Consider the following 19,826-nt stretch of genomic DNA (forward strand, 5'->3'; position numbering starts at 1 on the left):
CTGGAGTCCGCCCCGTGACGATGCCGTTCTACTCCTCCGTCGACCAGCTGCTGCGCGACCGCTCGGAGCTGGCGCGCAAGGGCATCGCCCGCGGCCGCAGCGTCGTCGTGCTCACCTACACCGGCGGCGTGCTGTTCGTCGCCGAGAACCGCTCCAGCGAGAACCGGCCCAGCGCCCTGCGCAAGGTCTCCGAGATCTACGACCGCATCGGGTTCGCCGCCGTCGGGCGCTACAACGAGTTCGAGACACTGCGCAACGCCGGCATCCGCATGGCCGACGTGCGCGGCTACTCCTACGACCGCCGTGACGTCACGGGCCGGATGCTCGCCAACTTCTACGCCCAGGTGCTCGGCACCTCCTTCGTCGAGCAGCAGAAGCCCTACGAGGTGGAGCTCTGCCTCGCCGCGGTCGGCGAGACGCCGGACGGCGACCAGCTCTACCGCATCACCTACGACGGCTCGATCACCGACGAGCCGCAGTTCGTGGTCATGGGCGGCACCACCGACCCGATCAGCGCCAAGCTCAAGGACACCTACCGGGCCGGCATGGAGCTGGGACAGGCGATCGGCGTCGCCGTGGAGGCCCTGCAGGTCGCCGGGGCGGCGGGCTCCGGTCCGTCGGGCGGCAACGGCGGGGCGCAGGCCGCCCGCGTGCTCGGTGCGAGCGCGCTCGAGGTGGCGGTGCTCGACCGCACGCGCCCACGGCGCACGTTCCGGCGGATCACCGGGCAGGTCCTGCGGGATCTGCTGCCCGAGGCGAACCGCGCGGTCGACGCCCCTGCCGCCCCCACCGTGGCCGGCGGCGACGACCTGCCGGCGGGGAGTGGGGCCGTCGACGGCGAGCAGAGCGGGGACAACGGCTCGAACGGCAGCACCAACGGCTCGTAGCCGTCCCGCGGGCCGACCGGCTCGTAGCGCTTGACCTGCACCTGGGTTCAGGTCGCACCCTTGGGTCATGAGCATCGAGCTGAACCACACCATCGTCGCGGCCCGGGACAAGCACGCGGAGTCCCGGTTCGTGGCCGAGGTCCTCGGCCTGCCCGAACCCGGAACGTTCGGGCCGTTCGCCGTCGTGGAACTGAGCAACGGCGTGAGTCTCGACTTCATGGACACCGACGATGTCCCCTCGCAGCACTACGCGTTCCTCATCAGCGAGGAGGAGTTCGACGCGGTCGCGGGCAGGCTGCGCGAGCGCAAGGTGGCGACCTACGGCGACCCGGGGCACAACCAGCCGGGCCACAACACCCATGACGGCGGACGCGGCCTGTACTTCTCCTCGCCCGAGGGCCACAACCTCGAGGTCATCACGCGGCCCTACGGTAGCGGGGGCAGTTAGCGGCGCCCGTCCGGTGCCCTGATTCGCGACGTGCGTGCCGTTCACGCCGTCCGGGCACCCCTGAGGTGGCTCCGCCCGTCCGGAGCCACTCAGGGCCGCTCAGCCGATGAAGGGGCGTTCGCGCCCGGTCCACCTCTCCTCGTGGCGCCGGTAGACCGGGATGGCGTCCTTCGCGACGCGGAACGTGAAGCGGCCTGCCTCCTCGACGACCTCGCCGTCGGTGGCGAGCATGCCCGGCACGGCGAGCTCGACCTCGAGCTCCGGCACCTCGCGCTGGTGGTAGACGCGGCTGTGCCCCAGTGCGCCGAGCAGCAGCGCGGCGACGGCGCGCAACCGGGAGAACCGGACGTCGGCGCGCAGCCAGCGCACGTCGAGCAGGCCGGTGTCGAGCGAGGGCCGCCATGCCGGCACCGCGCCGCGCGGGTAGTAGGGCCCGTTGCCGACGAAGAGGAACCAGACCGACGTCCAGCGGCCGTCGATCTTGATCTCTACGGGTTCGGCGCGGTGCAACACCGTGACGAGCGCCGCGGCGAAGGCCGGCCACTTGCCCCACCGCGACTGCCACTGCTCGCGCAGCCGCACGATGTCGGGGTAGGAGCCGAGGCTCGCCGTGTTGAGGAAGCAGCGGACGCGCACGACCTGTTCCGTCTCGGGGTCGCTCCCGTGGCCCGGGTGCACATCGATCAGGCCGAGGTCGACGGCAACGGCCTCGCCTGCGCCGGTGGCGTCCACGGCCTCCTGCATGTCGTAGATGCCCACGTCACGGGCGAAGTGGTTGAGCGTGCCCGTGGGCACCACCACCAGCGGCAGGCTGCGCCGCCCGGCCACTGCGGCGGCGGCCGCGGCCGAACCGTCCCCGCCGGCCACGCCGATCGCGCGTACCCAGTCACCCCGCTCGGCCACCGCGGTGTCGAGCTGCTCGTCGAGGTCGCGGTCCGGCTCGGCGCGCAGCACGACTGCCGCCGGCAGCGCGGTCTCCAGTTCGGTCGCCGGGTCGTAGTCCGGCACGCCCGAGCGCTGGTTGGACACGATCACGAGGCCCTCTCCCCGTACGAGCTCGGGCACCGCGTCGAGCGGGCGGGCCCTGGCCTCGTCGGTGCGCCGGACCGGCCACCAGCGGCGGGTGGCGAGCGCGATCCCGCTTCCGAGGGCCGCTCCGGCGAGCACATCCGACGCCCAGTGCACGCCGACGTGCACCCGCGAGTAGGCCACCGTGGCCGCGAGCGGGGCCACGGCGAGACCGAGGCGGGGGCTCTCCAACGCCACCGCCGTGGCGAACGCCGCGGCCGACGCCGCGTGCCCGGACGGGAACGAGGACGAGGTCGGCGGATTGTCGATGATCTGGTAGGCGGGCAGCTCGGCGGCAGCGGGGCGCCGGCGCGGCAGCGCAGGCTTGAGCAGTGCGTTGGCGGTGGCGCTGGCGCCCGCGATCGCGAGAACCCCCCGGAAGGCGCCCTTGCGGCTCGCTCCGCGCCGCGCCGCCAGCAGCGCGGCGATCCCGAACCAGAGCAGGCTGTGGTTGGCGGCCGTCGACACCGCCTTCATGGTGCTGTCGAGCGGTGATGGAGGCATGGAGGAGATCACCCGTGAGACGGCTCGGTCGGCGTCGTTGACCTCGTCGGCAGCCCGCTGCAACCAAGAAATCACGGGCTGACAGTACGCACGTATTTCTGCACCCGGAGGAGCACCTGGTGAGGCCCCGATGCGGACCCACCGTAATCAGATGGTCCGCCGGACACCCCCCAGCGTCCGGCGGACCGACCGCGGGCAACGCTAACGGCGTAATCGGCGACCGGCTTCAGTAGAACTACTCGGACGACGCGCCCGAACCGGTCGGTCACAGCCATGACATCAAGGGGCGTACTGCGCCTACGCTGACGGGATGCAGCGGCGGATCTACGGTGTGGAGACCGAATTCGGGGTCACATGCACCTTCCACGGACAGCGGCGACTCTCACCTGATGAGGTTGCGCGTTACCTGTTCCGCCGGGTCGTGTCGTGGGGGCGCTCGTCGAACGTCTTCCTGCGCAATGGTGCCCGGCTCTACCTCGACGTCGGAAGTCACCCCGAGTACGCCACGGCGGAGTGCGACTCCCTCACCCAACTCGTCGCCCACGACAAGGCGGGTGAGCGCATCCTCGAAGACCTGCTGGTCGACGCCGAGCGCAGGCTCGTCGACGAAGGCATCGGCGGCGACATCTACCTGTTCAAGAACAACACCGACTCTGCGGGCAACTCCTATGGCTGCCACGAGAACTACCTCGTCGCACGCGCCGGGGAATTCTCGCGGATCGCGGACGTGCTGCTGCCCTTTCTGGTCACCCGCCAGCTGATCTGCGGCGCGGGCAAGGTGCTCCAGACGCCCCGGGGTGCCGTGTACTGCTTGTCGCAGCGCGCCGAGCACATCTGGGAAGGGGTCTCCTCGGCCACCACCCGCTCGCGCCCGATCATCAATACCCGCGACGAGCCGCACGCCGACGCGGAGCGTTACCGCAGGCTGCACGTGATCGTCGGCGACTCGAACATGTCCGAGGTCACCACGCTGCTCAAGGTCGGCTCGGCCACCCTCGTGCTGGAGATGATCGAGGCAGGCGTCCAGTTCCGGGACTTCACCCTCGACAACCCGATCCGCGCGATCCGCGAGATCAGCCACGACCTGACCGGCAAGCGCACGGTCCGGCTCGCCGGCGGGCGTGAGGCGAGCGCGCTGGACATCCAACGCGAGTACTACAGCCGCGCGGTCGAGCACGTGGCCACCCGTGGCACCGAGGACCCGACGATGGAGCGGGTGCTCGAGCTGTGGGGCCGCACGCTCGACGCCGTCGAGTCGCAGGACCTGTCGCTGATCGACCGCGAGATCGACTGGGCGATCAAGCACCGGCTGGTCGAGCGGTACCGCCGCCGCAACGACCTGGACCTGGCAAGCCCGCGTATCGCGCAGCTCGACCTGGCCTACCACGACATCCGGCGCGGCCGCGGGCTGTTCGACCTGCTGCAGCGCAAGGGCATGGTCGACCGGGTCACCGACGACGGGGAGATCGAGGCGGCCAAGGACACCCCGCCGCAGACCACGCGGGCCAAGCTGCGCGGCGACTTCATCGCCGCCGCCCAGGCCGCGGGGCGGGACTTCACGGTCGACTGGGTGCACCTCAAGCTCAACGACCAGGCGCAGCGCACCGTGCTGTGCAAGGACCCGTTCCGCGCGGTCGACGAGCGCGTCGACCGGCTGATCGCCTCTCTGTAGGCCTCGCGCGGATACGGGCGCCGCAGCACTCGTATCCGCGCCTGTGTCAGCGCGTCAGCGCTCGCCCAGCATCCGGGCACGCAGCTCGGCCAGCTCGTCCTGCACCAGCGGCGAGGTCACGCTCTCGTCGTTGCGTCCCGGCTCGATCCCGAACGCGCGCAGCAGCGCCGTGGCCGGCACCGCGGGGTCCCCCGCCTCGCCCAGCACCGGGTGCAGGCCCTGGTCGGCGAGGTGGTGGAACACGAGGTTGACCACCGTCCACGGGTTGAACGTCTCGACACGGTCCGTGTCGCCGGTCCGGCCTGCATTGGTGTCTGTGTGGTCCACGGTGCCTCTCCCCGGTCCGGCGGATACCTCGCAGAGCCTCGGCTCGGGGGGTAATCGGGTCAAGGGTTCGGGTGTCGCAAGCTGAGACACTCGACCAGGTTGCGCCGGTCGCCCACGATGCGGGCGGTGCCGGTCGTACGATGCCGGTCGTGTCCTCTGCACGGGCCGAGCGTCTGGTGAACCTGGTGCTCTGCCTGCTGTCCACCCGGCAGTTCCTACCTGCCGAGCGGATCCGCCAGATCGTGCCGGGCTATGCCGACGCCCGGGGCGACGAGGCGTTCTTCCGGATGTTCGAGAGGGACAAGAACGAGCTGCGGGAGCTCGGTGTGCCGCTGGAGACCGGGCGCATGTCGAGCTTCGACACGGTCGACGGCTACCGGATCGCCCGCCAGGACTACGAGCTCGGCGAGATCGACCTGGAGCCCGACGAGGCCGCCGCCGTCGCGCTCGCGGCCCGGTTGTGGGATTCCCCCGACCTGGCCGCTCCCGCCCACAGTGCGCTGGTCAAGCTGCGCGCCGCCGGCGTCGAGGTCGACGAGGAACAGGGCCGCGTGCAGCCACGCGTGCGCACCACCGAGCCGGCGTTCGCGCCCTTGCTCGCCGCAGTGCGCTCCGGGCGCGTCGTCATGTTCGAGCACCGCCGTGGTGGTCCCGGTGGAGCGCTGCAACGGCGCATCGTCGAACCGTGGGGCGTCGTGTCGTGGCGGGGGCGCTGGTACCTCGTCGGGCACGACCGCGACCGCAACGCGCCCCGCTCGTTCCGGGTGTCGCGCATCAACGACTCCGTCACCCCGGTCGGTCCCGCGGGTGCCGTCACGGTGCCCGCCGACATCGACCTCATGGCGATGGTGCGCCACAACGTCGACCCGCCCCCGGTCAGCGGCACCGCCAGGGTGTGGGTCGCCGACGGCAGGGCGCAGGGCCTGCGCAGGCTCGCGCGGATGATCGGCCGCCGTACGCACGGCGGACGGCCCGGCGACGAGATGGAGCTCGACCTGCGCAGCGTCGAGACCGTGGCCCGTTGGCTCGCCGGTCACGGTCCGGACGTCGCGGTGCTCGGCCCGGAGAGCCTCGCCGAGGCGGTCCGGAGCAACTGGGCGGCGTCCGCGGCAGCACATGCGTCCGACGCCACCGGCGACGACGCCACCGGCGACCCCACCCTGGTCACCGACGTCGGCGGGCCCGTCGGGCGGCTGCGCCGTCCCGACCGTGCCGGGACGTGGCGATGAGCACCGGCGGGGTCACCGAGCGGCTGCCGCGGCTGCTGTCGCTGGTGCCCTACCTGCTCGCGCGGCCGGGCATCCCGGTCGCCGAGGCCGCGGCCGACTTCGGCGTCACCGAGCGGCAGCTGCGACGCGACCTCGAGCTGCTCTGGATGTGCGGCCTGCCCGGGTACGGACCGGGCGACCTGGTGGACCTGTCGTTCTCCGGCGACACCGTCACCGTCACCCACGACGCCGGAATGCGCCGCCCGCTGCGGCTCACCACGGCCGAGGCCACCGCGCTCCTGGTGGCCCTGCGCACGCTGGCCGAGGTGCCCGGCATGGTCGACACGGCGGCTGTCCAGCGGGCCACCGCGAAGATCGAGCGGGCGGTCGGCGACGCGGGCAGCGTGGGTGTGGCGGTCGACCTGCCACACGAGGAGGCGGCGGCCACCGCAACCGTCCGGGACGCGCTGGACTCGGGCCGGGCGCTGCGCATCGTCTATTACACGGCGGGGCGCGACGCCGTCTCGCAGCGCACGATCGACCCGATGCGGCTGCTGATCGTGGAGGGGCGCGCCTACCTGGAGGCCTGGTGCCGCCGGGCCGAGGCGGTGCGGATGTTCCGGCTGGACCGCGTGGAGGAGGTCGAGGTGCTCGACGAGCCGGCCGCCCCGCCGCCGGACGCCGAACCCTCCGACGTGTCCCACGGCCTGTTCCGTCCCAGCGAGGATCACCGCTCCGCCGTGCTGCTGCTGGAGCCCGAGGCCCGGTGGGTGGCGGAGTACTACCCCGTCGACGAGGTCGTGGAGCTCGACGGGAACCGGGCGAGGGTGCTGCTGCGCTACGCCGACCCGGCCTGGCTTGTCCGGCTGGTGCTGGGGCTCGGCGGCGGGGCGCGGCTGCTGGAGCCACCGGAGCTGGTGCAGACCGTCGGCCGCCGGGCACGCGAGGCGTTGATCGCCGCGGAGGCGGGCGGCGTCGACCAGGCGGGCGAGCAGGACGGCGACGAGGGTGGGGAGCGAAACGATGGGTGAGTTCCTGCCCGCGGTGGTCACCGCGGGCGCCGGGCTCGTGCTGCTGGCGCTCGTGCTGCTGCTGGCCGTGCCGCCGGTGCGCCGGTTCCGTCGGGCGAGCGCGGAGCTGCAGGTCGATACGCGAGGGCGCATGGCGTTGTTGCAGCAGCTGGTGAACGCCCGGCGACGTCCTTACGAATGAGCAACGACCATTACATCGGGGCAGGCCCGCGCCCGTATCGGGCTTTCCGGGCGGCGTAGACTCCCCGGCACGTGCCCACGGCGGAAGGACGAGAATCATGCCGAGCCTCGGCGGCTGGGAATTCGTGATCCTCATCGGGATCTTGGTGCTCCTGTTCGGTGCCAAGCGGCTCCCGGACATGGCGCGTTCCATCGGACAGTCCGCCCGTGTCTTCAAGGGCGAGATGAAGGGCATGAAGAGCGACGAGACGCCGCGGGAGGACGCTGCCGCCACCACCGACAAGCCGGCCGCGCAGCCTGCGCCGCCCGCAGCTCTTCCCGCATCGCAGCCCGCTCAGGTCCAGGAGCCCCGGCCGGAGAGCACCCGCACCACACAGCCGGGTGCCAGCAACACCGGGCAGTAGCCCAGCCCGGTGGCCAAGTTCTCCGTGAAGTTCGGCAGCCGTCGGCCGAAGAACCCCGACGGCACGATGACCCTCATCGAGCATCTCTACGAGCTGCGCAATCGGCTCGCCATCGCGTTGATCGCGATCGCGCTCACCACGATCATCGGTTACATCTGGTACGGCACGAACTTCTTCGGCCTGCCCAGCCTGGGTGACCTGCTCAAGGAGCCCTACTGCGCCATCCCCGCATCGTCGCGGGGTCAGTTCAGTGCCGATCCCAACGCCTGCACGCTCCTGGCCACGGGCCCGTTCGACCAGTTCAACCTGCGGTTGAAGGTCGCCATGACGGCAGGCATCGTGCTGGCCTGCCCGGTGTGGCTGTACCAGATCTGGGGGTTCATCACCCCCGGTCTCTACGCGAAGGAGCGGCGCTACGCGCTCACCTTCGTCTCCGTCGCCGCGGTGCTGTTCGTCTTCGGGGCGGTGCTTGCCTTCCTGGTGGTCACCCAGGGCCTGAGCTTCCTGCTCAGCATCGGCGACGAGGTGCAGACCACGGCGCTGACCGGTGAGTACTACTTCTCGTTCATCATCGCGCTGCTGCTGATCTTCGGGGTCAGCTTCGAGATCCCACTGCTCGTGGTGATGCTGAACCTCGCGGGCGTCATCTCCTACGAGAAGCTCAAGGCATGGCGGCGGGGGCTGATCTTCGCCCTGTTCGTCTTCGCCGCGATCGCCACCCCCGGTCAGGATCCGATCTCGATGCTGGCGCTGGCGCTGGCCCTCGTGGCGCTGTTCGAGATCGCCATCCAGATCACGCGGATCAACGACCGTCGTCGAGCCTCACGGCGCGCCGCCGAGGGCTGGGACGAGTGGGACCCCGACGCCCCGAGCCCCATCGACACCACGCCGAGCAAGATCGACGTCACCCCGAGTTCGATCGACGAGCCGAGCACCCTTGACGCCCCCGGCCCGATCGAGGTGCCGCGCAACAACTCCGACTCTCCCCATCGGGTCGACGACGCCACCTGAGCCCGAGCCGCTCCGCCGCTGCTGCGCAGTGGCGGAGCGCTCGTCGGGGCCCGGTGTTCCCGCGTCGGGCTCAGGCGGCCTCGCGCCACACCATGATCTTGTCGTTCTCACCCGCCAACAGCACCGCTGACGGCTGCACCTGCAGGCGCCACGGCTCCAGCCGCAGCGCGGCGAATCCGGGGGAGAGCGGCCCGTCCCAGCCGGAGATGATCGCCGGGTCGTAGCCGACCGGTTCCGGGGCCGAGCGGAAGCGCTCCCACAGCTCGGTCCGCGTCTCCTCGTCGGTGTGCAGGCTCGCCCGGCACTGGGCGGTGGCGGTGTCGTGGGAGGGGTCCCAGTAGGTCAGCGAGACGTAGGGATGAGCGTTCAGGTGTGCCTGCTTGGTCGGCGACGGGCCGGTGCCGACCCAGCCGATCAGACGCTCGCCGTCCCACTCCCAGATGGGGTGCAGGATCCGGGTCCACGGCCTGCCGTGGGTGTCGACGGTGGCGGTGGTGGCCCAGACGATGCGGTGTGCGAGTGCGACGAATGCGGGAGCGATATCGGAGAGCGAGGACACGGGACGACCTTCTCATGACGCACGATTGCCCCGTTGTGACCGGGCAGTCCCGATCGGCGGTGCTCCGATGTGGAAACCTGGGCCGGTGGCCAGCAGCAATCCCGCTCCCGCGGAGGCATACGCCGCCGCCAGGAGCCGCGCCGCACGTCCCCGTCTCGCGGAGTTCGCGGGGAGTCTCCCCTTCGAGCTCGACGGGTTCCAACACACGGCGTGTTCCGCTCTCGAGGACGGGCACGGGGTTCTCGTGTGCGCGCCGACCGGTGCCGGGAAGACCGTGGTCGGTGAGTTCGCGGTGCATCTCGCGCTCGCCCAGGGTCTCAAGTGCTTCTACACGACCCCGATCAAGGCGCTGTCGAACCAGAAGTACGCCGACCTCGTGCAGCGCCACGGTGCTGACGCGGTCGGGCTGCTGACCGGCGACACCGTCATCAACGGCGACGCGCAGGTGGTGGTGATGACCACCGAGGTGCTGCGCAACATGATCTACGCCGGGTCCCGTCAGCTCGAGCACCTGGGCTTCGTGGTGATGGACGAGGTGCACTACCTCGCCGACCGCTTCCGCGGTGCCGTCTGGGAGGAGGTCATCCTCCAGCTCCCGGAGCACGTCGCGCTGGTGAGCCTGTCGGCCACCGTGAGCAACGCGGAGGAGTTCGGCGACTGGCTGGTGACCGTGCGCGGCGACACCACCGTGGTGGTCGACGAGCACCGGCCGGTGCCGCTGTGGCAGCACATGATGGTCGGCAACCGGCTCCTCGACCTGTTCGCGGGCGAGGACGCCGCCGGCGAGCTGCAGGTGGACCCCGACCTCGTGCGCTACACCCGTGATCTCGACCGGCAGAGCGCCGTGTGGGACCGGGGACGGGGCCGCGGCCCGCGCGGTGGCGGGAACGGCCGGTCCTCCACCCGGTTCCGGCCTCCGTCGCGCACCACCGTGATCGACCGGCTGGATCGCAACGCGCTGCTCCCCGCGATCACGTTCGTCTTCAGCAGGGCGGGCTGCGACGCCGCGGTCGGCCAGTGTGTGCGCTCCGGACTGCGGCTCACCACCGAGGTCGAGGCCGAGGAGATCCGGCGCACGGTGGAGCGCCGCACCGCCGACCTCCCGCAGGCCGACCTCGCGGTCCTCGGGTACTGGGAGTGGCTCGAGGCGCTGGAGCGCGGGATCGCGGCCCACCACGCCGGGATGCTGCCCGCGTTCAAGGAGACCGTGGAGGAGCTGTTCGTCCGTGGCCTGGTCCGCGCGGTGTTCGCGACCGAGACCCTGGCCCTCGGTATCAACATGCCCGCTCGCACCGTCGTGCTGGAGCGCCTGGTCAAGTTCAACGGCGAGTCGCACGCCGACCTGACTCCCGGCGAGTACACGCAGCTCACGGGCCGCGCCGGCCGCCGCGGGATCGACGTGGAGGGGCACGCGGTCGTGATCTGGCAGCCCGGGGTCGACCCCGTCCAGGTCGCCGGGCTCGCGTCGACCCGGACCTACCCGCTGCGCAGTTCGTTCCGGCCCGGCTACAACATGGCCGTCAACCTGGTCAAACGGCTCGGCACGGAGGCGGCCCGCGAACTGCTCGAGAAGTCGTTCGGGCAGTTCCAGGCGGACCGGTCGGTGGTGGGGCTGGCTCGGCGCATCGAACGGAACAACGAGGCGCTGGCGGGCTACGCCGAGTCGATGCACTGCCACCTCGGGGACTTCGCCGAGTACGCCGCGCTGCGCCGCCGCGTCGGGGAGCGGGAGAAGGCGTTGTCGCGTCAGGGCGTGGCCGACAGCCGGGAGGCCGCGGCCGAGTCACTGCGGGCCCTGCGGCCCGGGGATGTCATCGCGGTACCCGGTGGCAGGCGCGCCGGTCTCGCCGTGGTGCTCGATCCCGGTCTCGCCCCCGGCTCCGACCCGCGCCCGCTGGTGCTCAGCGAGGACCGGTGGGCGGGCAGGCTCTCGTCTGCCGACTTCCCCACGCCCGTCGAGCCGCTCGGGCGGATGCGGCTGCCCAAGCGTGTCGACCACCGGACACCGAGCGTGCGTCGCGATCTCGCGTCGTCGCTGCGCAACACGGGGATCGTCGCTCCCGCCGTGCCCCGGCGGCGCTCGCGCGGCGGAGGCGCCGACGATCCGGAGCTCGCGACGTTGCGCCGGACCCTGCGTGCCCACCCGTGCCACGGTTGCGACGACCGGGAGGCCCACGCGCGGTGGGCGGACCGGTACGCCCGTCTGGAGCGCGAGACCGAACAGCTGCGGCAGAAGGTCCGGGCGACCACCCACTCCCTGGCGCGGGCGCTCGACCGGATCCGCGCGATCCTCGCGGAACGGGGCTATCTCGACGGCGACGAGGTCACCGAACACGGCGAGCGGCTCGCCCGGCTCTGGGGTGAGTCGGATCTGCTGACCGCGGAGTGCCTGCGCCACGGCGTGTGGGACGGGTTGGGGCCCGCGGAGCTGGCCGCGGTGGTGTCGTCGCTGGTCTACGAGTCGCGGCGGGACAACGGCCCGATGCCGCAGGTGCCCTCGGGTCCCGTGTCGGATGCGCTGGGCCGGACGGTGCGGACCTGGGCCGAGTTGGAGGGCGACGAGCGCCGCCACCGCGTGGACCGCACCCGTGAGCCCGACCTCGGATTCGCCTGGCCCATGTACCGCTGGGCACGGGGTGAGTCGCTGTCGGTCGTGCTGACAGCCGCGGAGCAGAACGGCGCTGAGCTCTCGGCAGGCGACTTCGTGCGCTGGTGCCGTCAGGTGCTCGATCTGCTCGATCAGATCGCCGGCGTCATGGGCCGTAGCGACGGTGTGGGCCGTTCGGCGGCGCAGGCCGTGGCGGCTGTGCGGCGCGGAGTGGTCGCCGTGGGCGCCGTTTGAGCAGGGTGTTCCCGGGTCCGTGATCGGGTTGTGCTTGGATCGCCCGACCGCACCTGGCAGAAAGGTCCCCGATGAGCGCGCCCCAGGGTCCCAACCCGCCGCATGGCAGTCCTCCGGGGAACCCGGCGGATCAACCGCCATGGGGTCAGCAGCCGCCCGGCGGCTGGGGCCAGCAGCCACAGGACGGGGATCCGGAGGACACCCGAGCGGTTCCGACCGGCCCCGAGACCCGCGCCGTCCCGACGCAGGGCCCGGGCAACGAGCCACCGCCCCAGCCGGGGCAGTTCGCCACTCCGCACAAGCAGTACACCGAGACCGTCCCGGGCATGCCGGCACAGCACTCGGAGACCATGCCGGGTATGGCGCCGTACGGCCAGCCGCCCCAGCCGCAACCGGGTCTGCCGCCCTACGGCCAGCCCCACCCGGGTCAGCCGCCCTACGGGCAGCCTCAGCAGTTCGGGCAGCCGCCCTACGGCCGCCCTCAGGGCCCGCAGCAGCCCTACGGCGCGCCGCAGCCCGGTGGGCCCCAGCAGTTCGGGTCGCCGGGCTGGGGGCAGCAACAGCCCACCCAGCAGTGGGCGGGCCAGCAGCAGCCTGCGGGTCAGCAGCAGTGGGGGCAGGGCCGCCCGCCTGCGCCGGCTCCTGCAGGGAAGAGCGGCGTGAAGCGCCTGCTCCTCCCGATCATCGGCGGTGTCGTGGTCATCGCGGTGATCGCGGTGCTCGGGTTCGTCTGGCCGGGGTTCTTCGTCAGCAAGGTGTTCGACCAGGCCGCCCTGCAGGACGGGGTGCAGCGGGTCCTCGCGCAGAACTACAACCTCGACGTGTCCGCCGTGCAGTGTGACGAGGGGATCCGCGTCGCCGAGGGCACGAGCTTCGAGTGCCAGGCCACCGTAGACGGCGCCCCCGTGAAGGTCCCGATCACGATCACGAGCTCGGACGGCGCGTACGAGGTGGGCCGTCCCGCCTGACCCAGGGAGGGCCGGGAACTGGGTTTGCCGGGGAGAGGGCTTCGGGCAGCATCACGCTCCGTGAACCCCGACGTCCGCGTCCTCGAGGCCGACCAGATCCGATCGGCCCACACGCTCTTCGCCGCCACGATCCACCGCGGCCCGGTCGATGACCAGCGGTGGACCCACAGCGCCGCGACCTACAGCCCCGGTCGCACGCTCGGTATCCACCACGGCAGCGCGCTGGTGGCCACGGCGACGTCCATCCCGAGCGAGCTCGTGGTGCCCGGTGGCGCCGTGCTCCCGATGGCCGCCGTCACGCGCGTCGGCGTGCGGGCCGACCACACCCGCCGCGGCTTGCTGACGGCCATGATGCGGGCCCAGCTCGACGATGTCGCGGCGCGAGGTGAGCCGGTGGCGACGCTGCGGGCCAGCGAGGCGCGGATCTACGGGCGGTTCGGCTACGGGGTGGCCACGCGCGGGCAGGACCTACAAGTGAATGCCGAGCGTGCGGGGTGGCGGTCCGGCGCGCCGCTGGGTGGGTCGGTGCGGCTGCTCGACCGGGACGAGATCCTCCCGACGATGCGGGACGTGCACGCGGCCCTCGCGCTGAACCGCGTCGGGAGCATCACGAGGCCCGACCGGTGGTGGCAGAGCATGTTCGGCCACAGGATCGACGATCGCGAGCCGGTCCTCGGCGTCGTGCACACGGGAGCAGGCGGCGACGACGGGTTCGCGATCGCGTTCCGGACCTCGGCCGCCGGCTTCACGGAACAGACGCTGGAGATCGCCGACCTGCAGGCCGCGGACGTGCAGGCGACCGCGGGGCTCTGGCGGTTCCTGCTCGGCGTCGACCTGATCACCTCGGTTCACACCGAGCTGCGGCCGTTGGACGAGCCCCTGGAGCTCCTGCTGGGCGACCCGCGGGCCTGCGTGGTCACCGGGCAGCGCGACGAGACGTGGCTGCGGCTCGTGGACGTGCCCGCGGCACTGGCCGCCCGCTCCTACGGGCCCGCCGACCCGGTGCTGCTCGCGGTGCACGACCCGTTGCTGGAGAAGAACGCCGGGGTCTACCGGATCGCCGACGGCAGCGCGGAGCTCATCGGGCCTCTCGGCGGACCGGTGGCGCCGGAGCTGGAGTGCAACGCGGCGGCGCTGGCGATGGCCTACCTCGGGGACCGCACGCCGTCCCAGCTCGTGGCCACGGGCTGGTGGAGCGCACCCGACCCGGGCGCCGTCCGGCGGGCCGACGCCGCGTTCGCCGCAGCCGAGGTGCCGTGGTGCGGCACGTTCTTCTGAGCTGCGGCCTACCCGGCCACGGCGTTCTTCGCCAGAGCGGCGAGCAGGCGGTCGACCGAGCCGCCGAGTCCCCAGCGCTCGGTCAGCGCGGCCAGGTGGTCCGGGTCGGCAGGTGATCCAGGCAGGGCGTCGGCCCGGTCGTGGCGGACCGGGGCGTCCTGCGCCACCCGGACCACGGGCTCCACGACCGCGAGGTACGGCGCCGCCGCCGCCAACTTGGTGCGGACGGGCGGGGACAGCCGCGCGTCCGCCCGGTCGGTGACGGCGGCGACCAGCTCGGCCCACGAGTCGAAGCGACCGACGAGCGTGGCCGCGGTCTTCGCCCCGACGCCGGGCACACCGGGCAGCCCGTCGGACGGGTCGCCGCGCAGCATGGCCATCTCGGCGTAGGCCTCACCGGCCCGGGAGACGGGCACGCCGTACTTCGCGGCCACCTCTGCAGGGCCCAGGTGCTCGGCCTTCGCGAGGCCCCGGCCGACGTAGAGCAAGCGCACGGGGACGGGTTCCTCGCGCACGATCTGCATCAGGTCGCGGTCGCCGCTCACGGCCAGCACCGGGTCCGTCCGCTCACCCGCGGCGAGCGTGCCGATCACGTCGTCGGCCTCGTAGCCCTCGGCGCCGGCAGTGGCGATGCCGGCCGCGGCCAGCACCTCGAGCAGGATCGGGACCTGGGGCGCGAGGGTGTCGGGCACTATCTCCGGGAGTCCGGCGGGGGCCACGTCCGGCTCACCGGGCACCCGGTGTGCCTTGTAGGACGGCAACGCCTCGACGCGAAACGCCGGGCGCCAGTCCAGGTCGAGGCACGCGACGAGACGCGTGGGCCTCCGCTCGGTGATCAACCGCGCCACCATGTCGGTGAACCCGCGCACCGCGTTGACCGGGGTGCCGTCCGGCGCGGTGATCGTCTCGGGTACGCCGAAGTAGGCGCGGAAGTAGAGGCTCGCGGCATCCAGCAGCATCAAAGAGGGCGCAGGCGCGGTCACGCTGGGACAGCTTGCCGGAATACGCTGCCATCCATGACACCGGCCGTTCCGATCGCGCTGCTCGCCGACCGCATCCGCCGTGCCGGAGAGGTTGCTGCGGCGCACGACACCGACTTGCTGCTCGTCACCCCCGGCACCGATCTGCGTTACCTGATCGGTGCCGATGGCGAGTCCCACGAGCGACTCACCTGCCTCGTGCTACCCGCCGCCGGCCACAGGGCGCCCCCGGCCCTCGTGGTGCCGCGGCTGGAAGCACCGGGTTACGCCGGGCTCCCGCTGGACGATCTCGGCGTGGAGGTCGTCACCTGGATCGACGGCGAGGATCCCTACCTGCTGGTCAGCGACCTCGCGGGCGGCCCGACCAGGGTCGCCGTGGTGGACTCGATGCCGGCAGCTCACGTCTTCGGTCTCCGCGACGCGCTCCCGGAGGTTCTGCAGGAGCTGGCCGGCCCGGTGTTGCGGGATCTGCGGATGCGCAAGGACGCCGCGGAGGTGGCCGAGCTGCGCACGGCCGGAGCGGCGATCGATCGCGTGCACGCCCGGATGGCCGAGTTCCTGAAGCCCGGCCGCACCGAACAGCAGGTGGGTGCCGACATCGCCGCGGCGATCGTGGAGGAGGGCCATACGTCGGCCGCCTTCGTGATCGTCGGCTCCGGGCCCAACGGCGCCAGCCCGCATCACGACGTGTCCGACCGGGTGATCGCGGACGGGGACGTCGTCGTGATCGACATCGGCGGCCCGCTGCCGAGCGGTTACTACTCGGACTGCACCCGCACCTACGCCGTGGGGAACACCCCGCCGGAGTCGGTGCGCGAGGCCTACGCCGTGCTGCAGGACGCGCAGGAACGCGCTGTGGCCGCCGTCCGGCCGGGCGTCACCGCCGAGCAGGTGGACGCCGCTGCGCGGCAGCCGATCAGCGCGGGAGGGCTCGGCGAGCGGTTCGTGCACCGCACGGGGCACGGCATCGGACTCGACGTGCACGAGGACCCGTACATCGTCGGCGGGAACGCGCTGGCGCTGGAGCCGGGTATGGCCTTCAGCGTGGAGCCCGGCGTCTACCTCGACGGCGAGTGGGGCGCCCGGATCGAGGACATCGTCGTGGTGACCGACGACGGCTGTGAGCGGCTCAACGGCCGACCGCGCGACCTCGTGGTGCTCTGACGCCGCGTCCAGGGCATTGACGGACTCCGGGCGAGGCGCCAGGGCCGTTGCGGGCCGGGCCGAGGGGTGCCCGCCCGACCTCAGGCCCGGCGCGCAGGCCTGAGCGGCTGCAGCGTCCTCAGGCAGCCGCCGGAGCCGGATGCGCGCCCTCCACACGGTTGCGGCCATCGGCCCCTGTGACGCAGGACGCCGCCGGCGCGGGCGAGCGCACGAAGTCGGCGAGGCACCGCGCCATCTCGGCGTGCGCTGCCGCATTGGGGTGGAACGACTCCTGGGCGAGGTGGAAGCCGACCGCGTCGAGACCGCCATGGACCAGTGCCTGCGGGTCGACGGTGATGCGGCGCTGCCACTCGTCCGCCGGCAGGGGGTGGCTGCAGGCCTCGCGGCCCTCCGTGGCCCGCACCATGTCGAGGAACCGCGCGCCGGTGCGCTCGGCGACGCCCGCGAGCGCGGCCGAGAGGGCGGGGAACAGAGCGGTGCGGCCCCACCCGGCGTCGGCCTTGTTGTAGGGACAGCCCTGGAGCGCCTGCGCGCGCACCGCGTGCTCCGTGACCGGCGAGGCATAGGACATCAGCACGAGCTGGTAGCCGTTGTCGGCGTAGCCCGCACGGCGCATCGCCTCCCGGACGTCGCGTACCGCTGCCTCGACCTTCGACGCGGTGGCGGCCATGCGGCCGCCGACCAGCGGCCCGATCGTGTCGCGGCACGGGGGTCGGCGCGTGTCGAGGAACGCCGCGATGCAGGCGATGCCGGTGGCGGTGAGTGCGGCGTCGTCGTTGGCGCCGACCTGCAGGACGACGGTGGTGACCTGGTAGCGGCCGGCGACGTCGATGAGGCGCTGCGCCTGCGACCCCTCGGTGTTGTGGCTGCCGCCGAAGGCCACGGCGGCGGCGTCGGCACCCGAGCAGGCGAGGTTGACCGACTGCTCGGCCAGCCCCGTGCGGTTGATGTACGCGTGCGGCGAGCGGTGGCACCAGTCGCCGTTCTCCCCGCGGGTGCCGGGCTCGTAGTCGCCTGCCCCGTCGCCGGATGCGGCGCTGTCGCCCAGTGCGACGATCGCCGTGGGCCGCGCCTCGGCGGCTGCTGCCGGCCCGCCCAGCAGCGCCGCGACGACGGCGAGCAGGCAGGCCATGGCGACCACGGCGAGCGGGGAGCGAGATCGATTCACGATGACGACGCTAGGCGCGGGTCCGAACCCCGGCCAGGGCGTCCGGCGACATCAGTGGACAGGTCAGCGCCACCGCCCGGGCGGAGCAGCGTAGGTCTCACGATGGGCGAGTGCCTTCCCTCGTTCGGGGGTATATCCGGGAAGAACTCAGGGCCGCATCGGGGCGGTCACCGAGTTCCCCCCTTCCGCCGCCGCGCAGACTGGATCTTGAGCGGCGACGGACGCCGCACCTGGAAGAAGGAGCTCCTCGTGACATCGACACTGGCCCGCCCGCAGCACGGGAAGGTCATCGCCGGGGTCTGCGCGGGACTCGCCGAACGTTTCGGCTGGAGCCCGTTCGCGGTCCGGCTCGCGTTCCTCCTGTCCTGCCTGCTGCCCGGCCCGCAGTTCGTCATCTACATCGTGCTGTGGATGATCATGCCCAAGCGCCCCTACTGATCGGTGGGGTAGACAGGCGGCGTGACCCGCACCCTGCTGCTCGGCGCCCGGGTCCTCGACCCGGGCGGCCGGGGGGACGCCGAGGCCGTCGAGCTCGACCGCGACCGCATCAGCTTCGTCGGCACGGCCGCGCAGGCCCGGGAGCGGGCGCCGGGCGCCACCGTGCTCGATCTGGACGGCGCGGTGATCGCCCCGGCGTTCGTCGACGCCCACGTCCACGCCACGGCCACCGGCTTGCTGGTCGACGGCGTCGACCTCACCGGCTGCGCGTCGCCCGACGCGCTGCTCGCGAAGGTGGCCGCCCGCGCGGCCGAGCGCCCGGGCGCGCTGGTCTGGGGCCATGGCTGGGAGGACCAGCTCTGGGCGGGCCCGCTGCCCACGCGCGCCGCGCTCGACCGGGCCGCCGCGGGTGCGCCCGTGTACCTGAGCCGGATCGACGTGCACTCGGCGCTCGTCTCCTCCGCGCTGCTCGACCGGGCACCCGCCGCCGTCGGCGCAGCGGGCTGGTCCGACGGTCCGCTGTCCGCCGACGCGCACCACCACGCCAGGCGGGCGGCGCTGGCCGCGGTGGACAGCACGGGCCGAGCCGCAGCCCAGACCGCGTTCCTCACCGCGGCAGCCGCCCGGGGCATCGCCGTGGTTCACGAGTGCGCCGGGCCCGACATCTCCTCCGCCGACGACCTCGCCGAGCTGCTGGGTCGTCCGGGTCCCGAGGTGGTCGGCTACTGGGGCGAGGCGGTGGCCACGGCCGGCGAGGCCCGTGAGCTGCTCGCCGCCACCGGCGCGTACGGCCTGGCCGGGGATCTGTTCGTCGACGGCTCGATCGGATCGCGCACCGCCGCGCTGCGGGCCCCCTACATCGATGCCGCGGGGTGCACCGGCAACCGCTACCTGGACGCCGACGCCGTCGCTACGCATGTCGCGGCCTGCACCGGCGCCGGGGCGCAGGCGGGTTTCCACGTGATCGGCGACGCCGCCACCGACCTTCTCCTGGCCGGGCTCGACGCCGCCGCTGCGGCCACATCGGTCGAGGCCCTGCGGGCGGCCGTCCATCGCGTCGAGCACCTCGAGATGGTCGATCCCGAGCAGGCCCGGCGGCTGGCCGAACTCGGCGTCGTCGCCAGCGTGCAGCCGATGTTCGACGCTCTCTGGGGCGGCGCTGCCGGGATGTACGCCGAGCGGCTCGGCCCGGACCGGGCGGCCGGGATGAACCCCTTGGCCGCGCTCCGGGACGCGGGGGTCGTGCTGGCGTTCGGGTCGGACTCGCCGGTGACGCCGCTGGGACCGTGGGCGGCCGTGCACGCCGCAGTCCACCACCACACTCCCGGATCAGGGCTGCTGCGGCCCGAGGCGCTGGCGGCGCACACGGCCGGCGGGTACCGCGCCGCGGGCGAGCTGTCCCCGCTCGCCGGCAGGCTGGCGCCCGGGGCCCCGGCGTCCTACACCGTCTGGGATGCCGGCTCCGACGCCGTCGATCACGCCCGGCCGCCGCGCTGCCTGCGCACCGCCCACAGGGGGGTGGTGCTGCACGACGCCCTACCTGGTGTGGGAGCATTCGCGTCATGACGGACCGGACGGGCTTCGCGGGTGTGTCCCGCTGCTGTCCGGGGTGTTGTCGCTGCTGTCGCTGTCGCAGCTGACCACCCCCGCTTCCGTCCATCCGGCCGCCCTCGCGGCCCGCACAGTCTG

19 protein-coding genes are annotated in these 19,826 nt (G+C 72.7%); 14 read left to right on the top strand and 5 right to left on the bottom strand.

The annotated features are described in order from the left end of the window. Positions 1-14 precede the first annotated feature (14 nt). Both prcA and ABD743_RS15015 read left to right on the top strand, forming a co-directional pair. Positions 15-887: a proteasome subunit alpha gene (gene prcA, locus ABD743_RS15010; protein WP_344722655.1), complete on the top strand. Its 873-nt coding sequence runs from the start codon at positions 15-17 to the stop codon at positions 885-887. 67 nt (positions 888-954) lie between these two features. After that, positions 955-1,335 (top strand): VOC family protein, encoded by a 381-nt coding sequence (locus ABD743_RS15015; protein WP_344722656.1) that lies wholly within the window; start codon positions 955-957, stop codon positions 1,333-1,335. 99 nt (positions 1,336-1,434) lie between these two features. Here the strand turns inward: ABD743_RS15015 and ABD743_RS15020 are convergent, their stop codons facing one another. Further along, positions 1,435-2,982 (bottom strand): bifunctional phosphatase PAP2/diacylglycerol kinase family protein, encoded by a 1,548-nt coding sequence (locus ABD743_RS15020; protein ID WP_344722657.1) that lies wholly within the window; start codon positions 2,980-2,982, stop codon positions 1,435-1,437. 235 nt (positions 2,983-3,217) lie between these two features. Here ABD743_RS15020 and pafA point away from each other — a divergent pair, with 235 nt between their 5' ends. Beyond that, the gene (gene pafA, locus ABD743_RS15025) at positions 3,218-4,579 is read left to right on the top strand and encodes a Pup--protein ligase (protein WP_241038017.1); all 1,362 of its coding nucleotides are present in this window, start codon (positions 3,218-3,220) and stop codon (positions 4,577-4,579) included. A 54-nt stretch (positions 4,580-4,633) separates the two neighbouring features. On the opposite strand, the gene ABD743_RS15030 is transcribed toward pafA, so the two are convergent. Continuing rightward, the gene (locus tag ABD743_RS15030; RefSeq protein ID WP_344722658.1) at positions 4,634-4,906 is read right to left on the bottom strand and encodes a hypothetical protein; all 273 of its coding nucleotides are present in this window, start codon (positions 4,904-4,906) and stop codon (positions 4,634-4,636) included. A gap of 149 nt (positions 4,907-5,055) precedes the next feature. Here ABD743_RS15030 and ABD743_RS15035 point away from each other — a divergent pair, with 149 nt between their 5' ends. The 5 genes from ABD743_RS15035 to tatC all read left to right on the top strand — a co-directional run bounded on the left by ABD743_RS15035 (position 5,056) and on the right by tatC (position 8,740). Next, entirely contained in the window at positions 5,056-6,135 is a 1,080-nt protein-coding gene (locus ABD743_RS15035) for a helix-turn-helix transcriptional regulator (protein ID WP_344722659.1), read from the top strand. Then, entirely contained in the window at positions 6,132-7,145 is a 1,014-nt protein-coding gene (locus ABD743_RS15040; protein ID WP_344722807.1) for a helix-turn-helix transcriptional regulator, read from the top strand. The genes ABD743_RS15035 and ABD743_RS15040 overlap by 4 nt, the downstream gene beginning before the upstream one ends. After that, entirely contained in the window at positions 7,138-7,326 is a 189-nt protein-coding gene (locus ABD743_RS15045) for a hypothetical protein (protein WP_344722660.1), read from the top strand. Before ABD743_RS15040 ends, ABD743_RS15045 begins: the two co-directional genes overlap by 8 nt. A gap of 97 nt (positions 7,327-7,423) precedes the next feature. Beyond that, on the top strand, positions 7,424-7,729 hold the full coding sequence (gene tatA / locus ABD743_RS15050; protein ID WP_344722661.1) for a Sec-independent protein translocase subunit TatA: 306 nt from the start codon (positions 7,424-7,426) through the stop codon (positions 7,727-7,729). Positions 7,730-7,795: 66 nt separating this feature from the next. Next, complete coding sequence (gene tatC / locus ABD743_RS15055; protein ID WP_379659199.1) at positions 7,796-8,740, top strand: twin-arginine translocase subunit TatC; 945 nt, start codon at positions 7,796-7,798, stop codon at positions 8,738-8,740. Between the two features lie 70 nt (positions 8,741-8,810). Here the strand turns inward: tatC and ABD743_RS15060 are convergent, their stop codons facing one another. Then, a complete protein-coding gene (locus ABD743_RS15060; RefSeq protein ID WP_344722663.1) occupies positions 8,811-9,299 on the bottom strand; it encodes a pyridoxamine 5'-phosphate oxidase family protein in 489 nt (162 codons plus the stop codon). An 85-nt stretch (positions 9,300-9,384) separates the two neighbouring features. On the opposite strand from ABD743_RS15060, the gene ABD743_RS15065 reads away from it, so the two are divergent. The 3 genes from ABD743_RS15065 to ABD743_RS15075 all read left to right on the top strand — a co-directional run bounded on the left by ABD743_RS15065 (position 9,385) and on the right by ABD743_RS15075 (position 14,387). Continuing rightward, positions 9,385-12,141: a DEAD/DEAH box helicase gene (locus ABD743_RS15065; protein ID WP_379659197.1), complete on the top strand. Its 2,757-nt coding sequence runs from the start codon at positions 9,385-9,387 to the stop codon at positions 12,139-12,141. A 71-nt stretch (positions 12,142-12,212) separates the two neighbouring features. Further along, entirely contained in the window at positions 12,213-13,109 is an 897-nt protein-coding gene (locus ABD743_RS15070) for a DUF4333 domain-containing protein (RefSeq protein ID WP_344722665.1), read from the top strand. A 60-nt stretch (positions 13,110-13,169) separates the two neighbouring features. Further along, a complete protein-coding gene (locus tag ABD743_RS15075; protein ID WP_344722666.1) occupies positions 13,170-14,387 on the top strand; it encodes a GNAT family N-acetyltransferase in 1,218 nt (405 codons plus the stop codon). Between the two features lie 8 nt (positions 14,388-14,395). Here ABD743_RS15075 and ABD743_RS15080 read toward each other — a convergent pair whose 3' ends face one another. Then, positions 14,396-15,346 (bottom strand): 5'-3' exonuclease, encoded by a 951-nt coding sequence (locus ABD743_RS15080; protein WP_344722808.1) that lies wholly within the window; start codon positions 15,344-15,346, stop codon positions 14,396-14,398. A 57-nt stretch (positions 15,347-15,403) separates the two neighbouring features. Between ABD743_RS15080 and ABD743_RS15085 the strand changes: the two genes are divergently transcribed. Continuing rightward, positions 15,404-16,531, top strand: a complete 1,128-nt coding sequence (locus ABD743_RS15085) for a M24 family metallopeptidase (protein WP_344722667.1) — start codon at positions 15,404-15,406, stop codon at positions 16,529-16,531. 118 nt (positions 16,532-16,649) lie between these two features. Here the strand turns inward: ABD743_RS15085 and ABD743_RS15090 are convergent, their stop codons facing one another. Continuing rightward, positions 16,650-17,699, bottom strand: a complete 1,050-nt coding sequence (locus tag ABD743_RS15090; RefSeq protein ID WP_344722668.1) for a GDSL-type esterase/lipase family protein — start codon at positions 17,697-17,699, stop codon at positions 16,650-16,652. Positions 17,700-17,948: 249 nt separating this feature from the next. Between ABD743_RS15090 and ABD743_RS15095 the strand changes: the two genes are divergently transcribed. Then, positions 17,949-18,137, top strand: coding sequence for a PspC domain-containing protein (locus ABD743_RS15095; protein WP_344722670.1), 189 nt, complete (start codon positions 17,949-17,951; stop codon positions 18,135-18,137). A 21-nt stretch (positions 18,138-18,158) separates the two neighbouring features. Then, positions 18,159-19,703, top strand: a complete 1,545-nt coding sequence (locus tag ABD743_RS15100) for an amidohydrolase (protein WP_344722671.1) — start codon at positions 18,159-18,161, stop codon at positions 19,701-19,703. The last annotated feature ends 123 nt before the right edge of the window (positions 19,704-19,826 follow it).

It is taken from the genome of Pseudonocardia yunnanensis (assembly GCF_039534065.1).
Taxonomy (GTDB): domain Bacteria; phylum Actinomycetota; class Actinomycetes; order Mycobacteriales; family Pseudonocardiaceae; genus Pseudonocardia; species Pseudonocardia yunnanensis.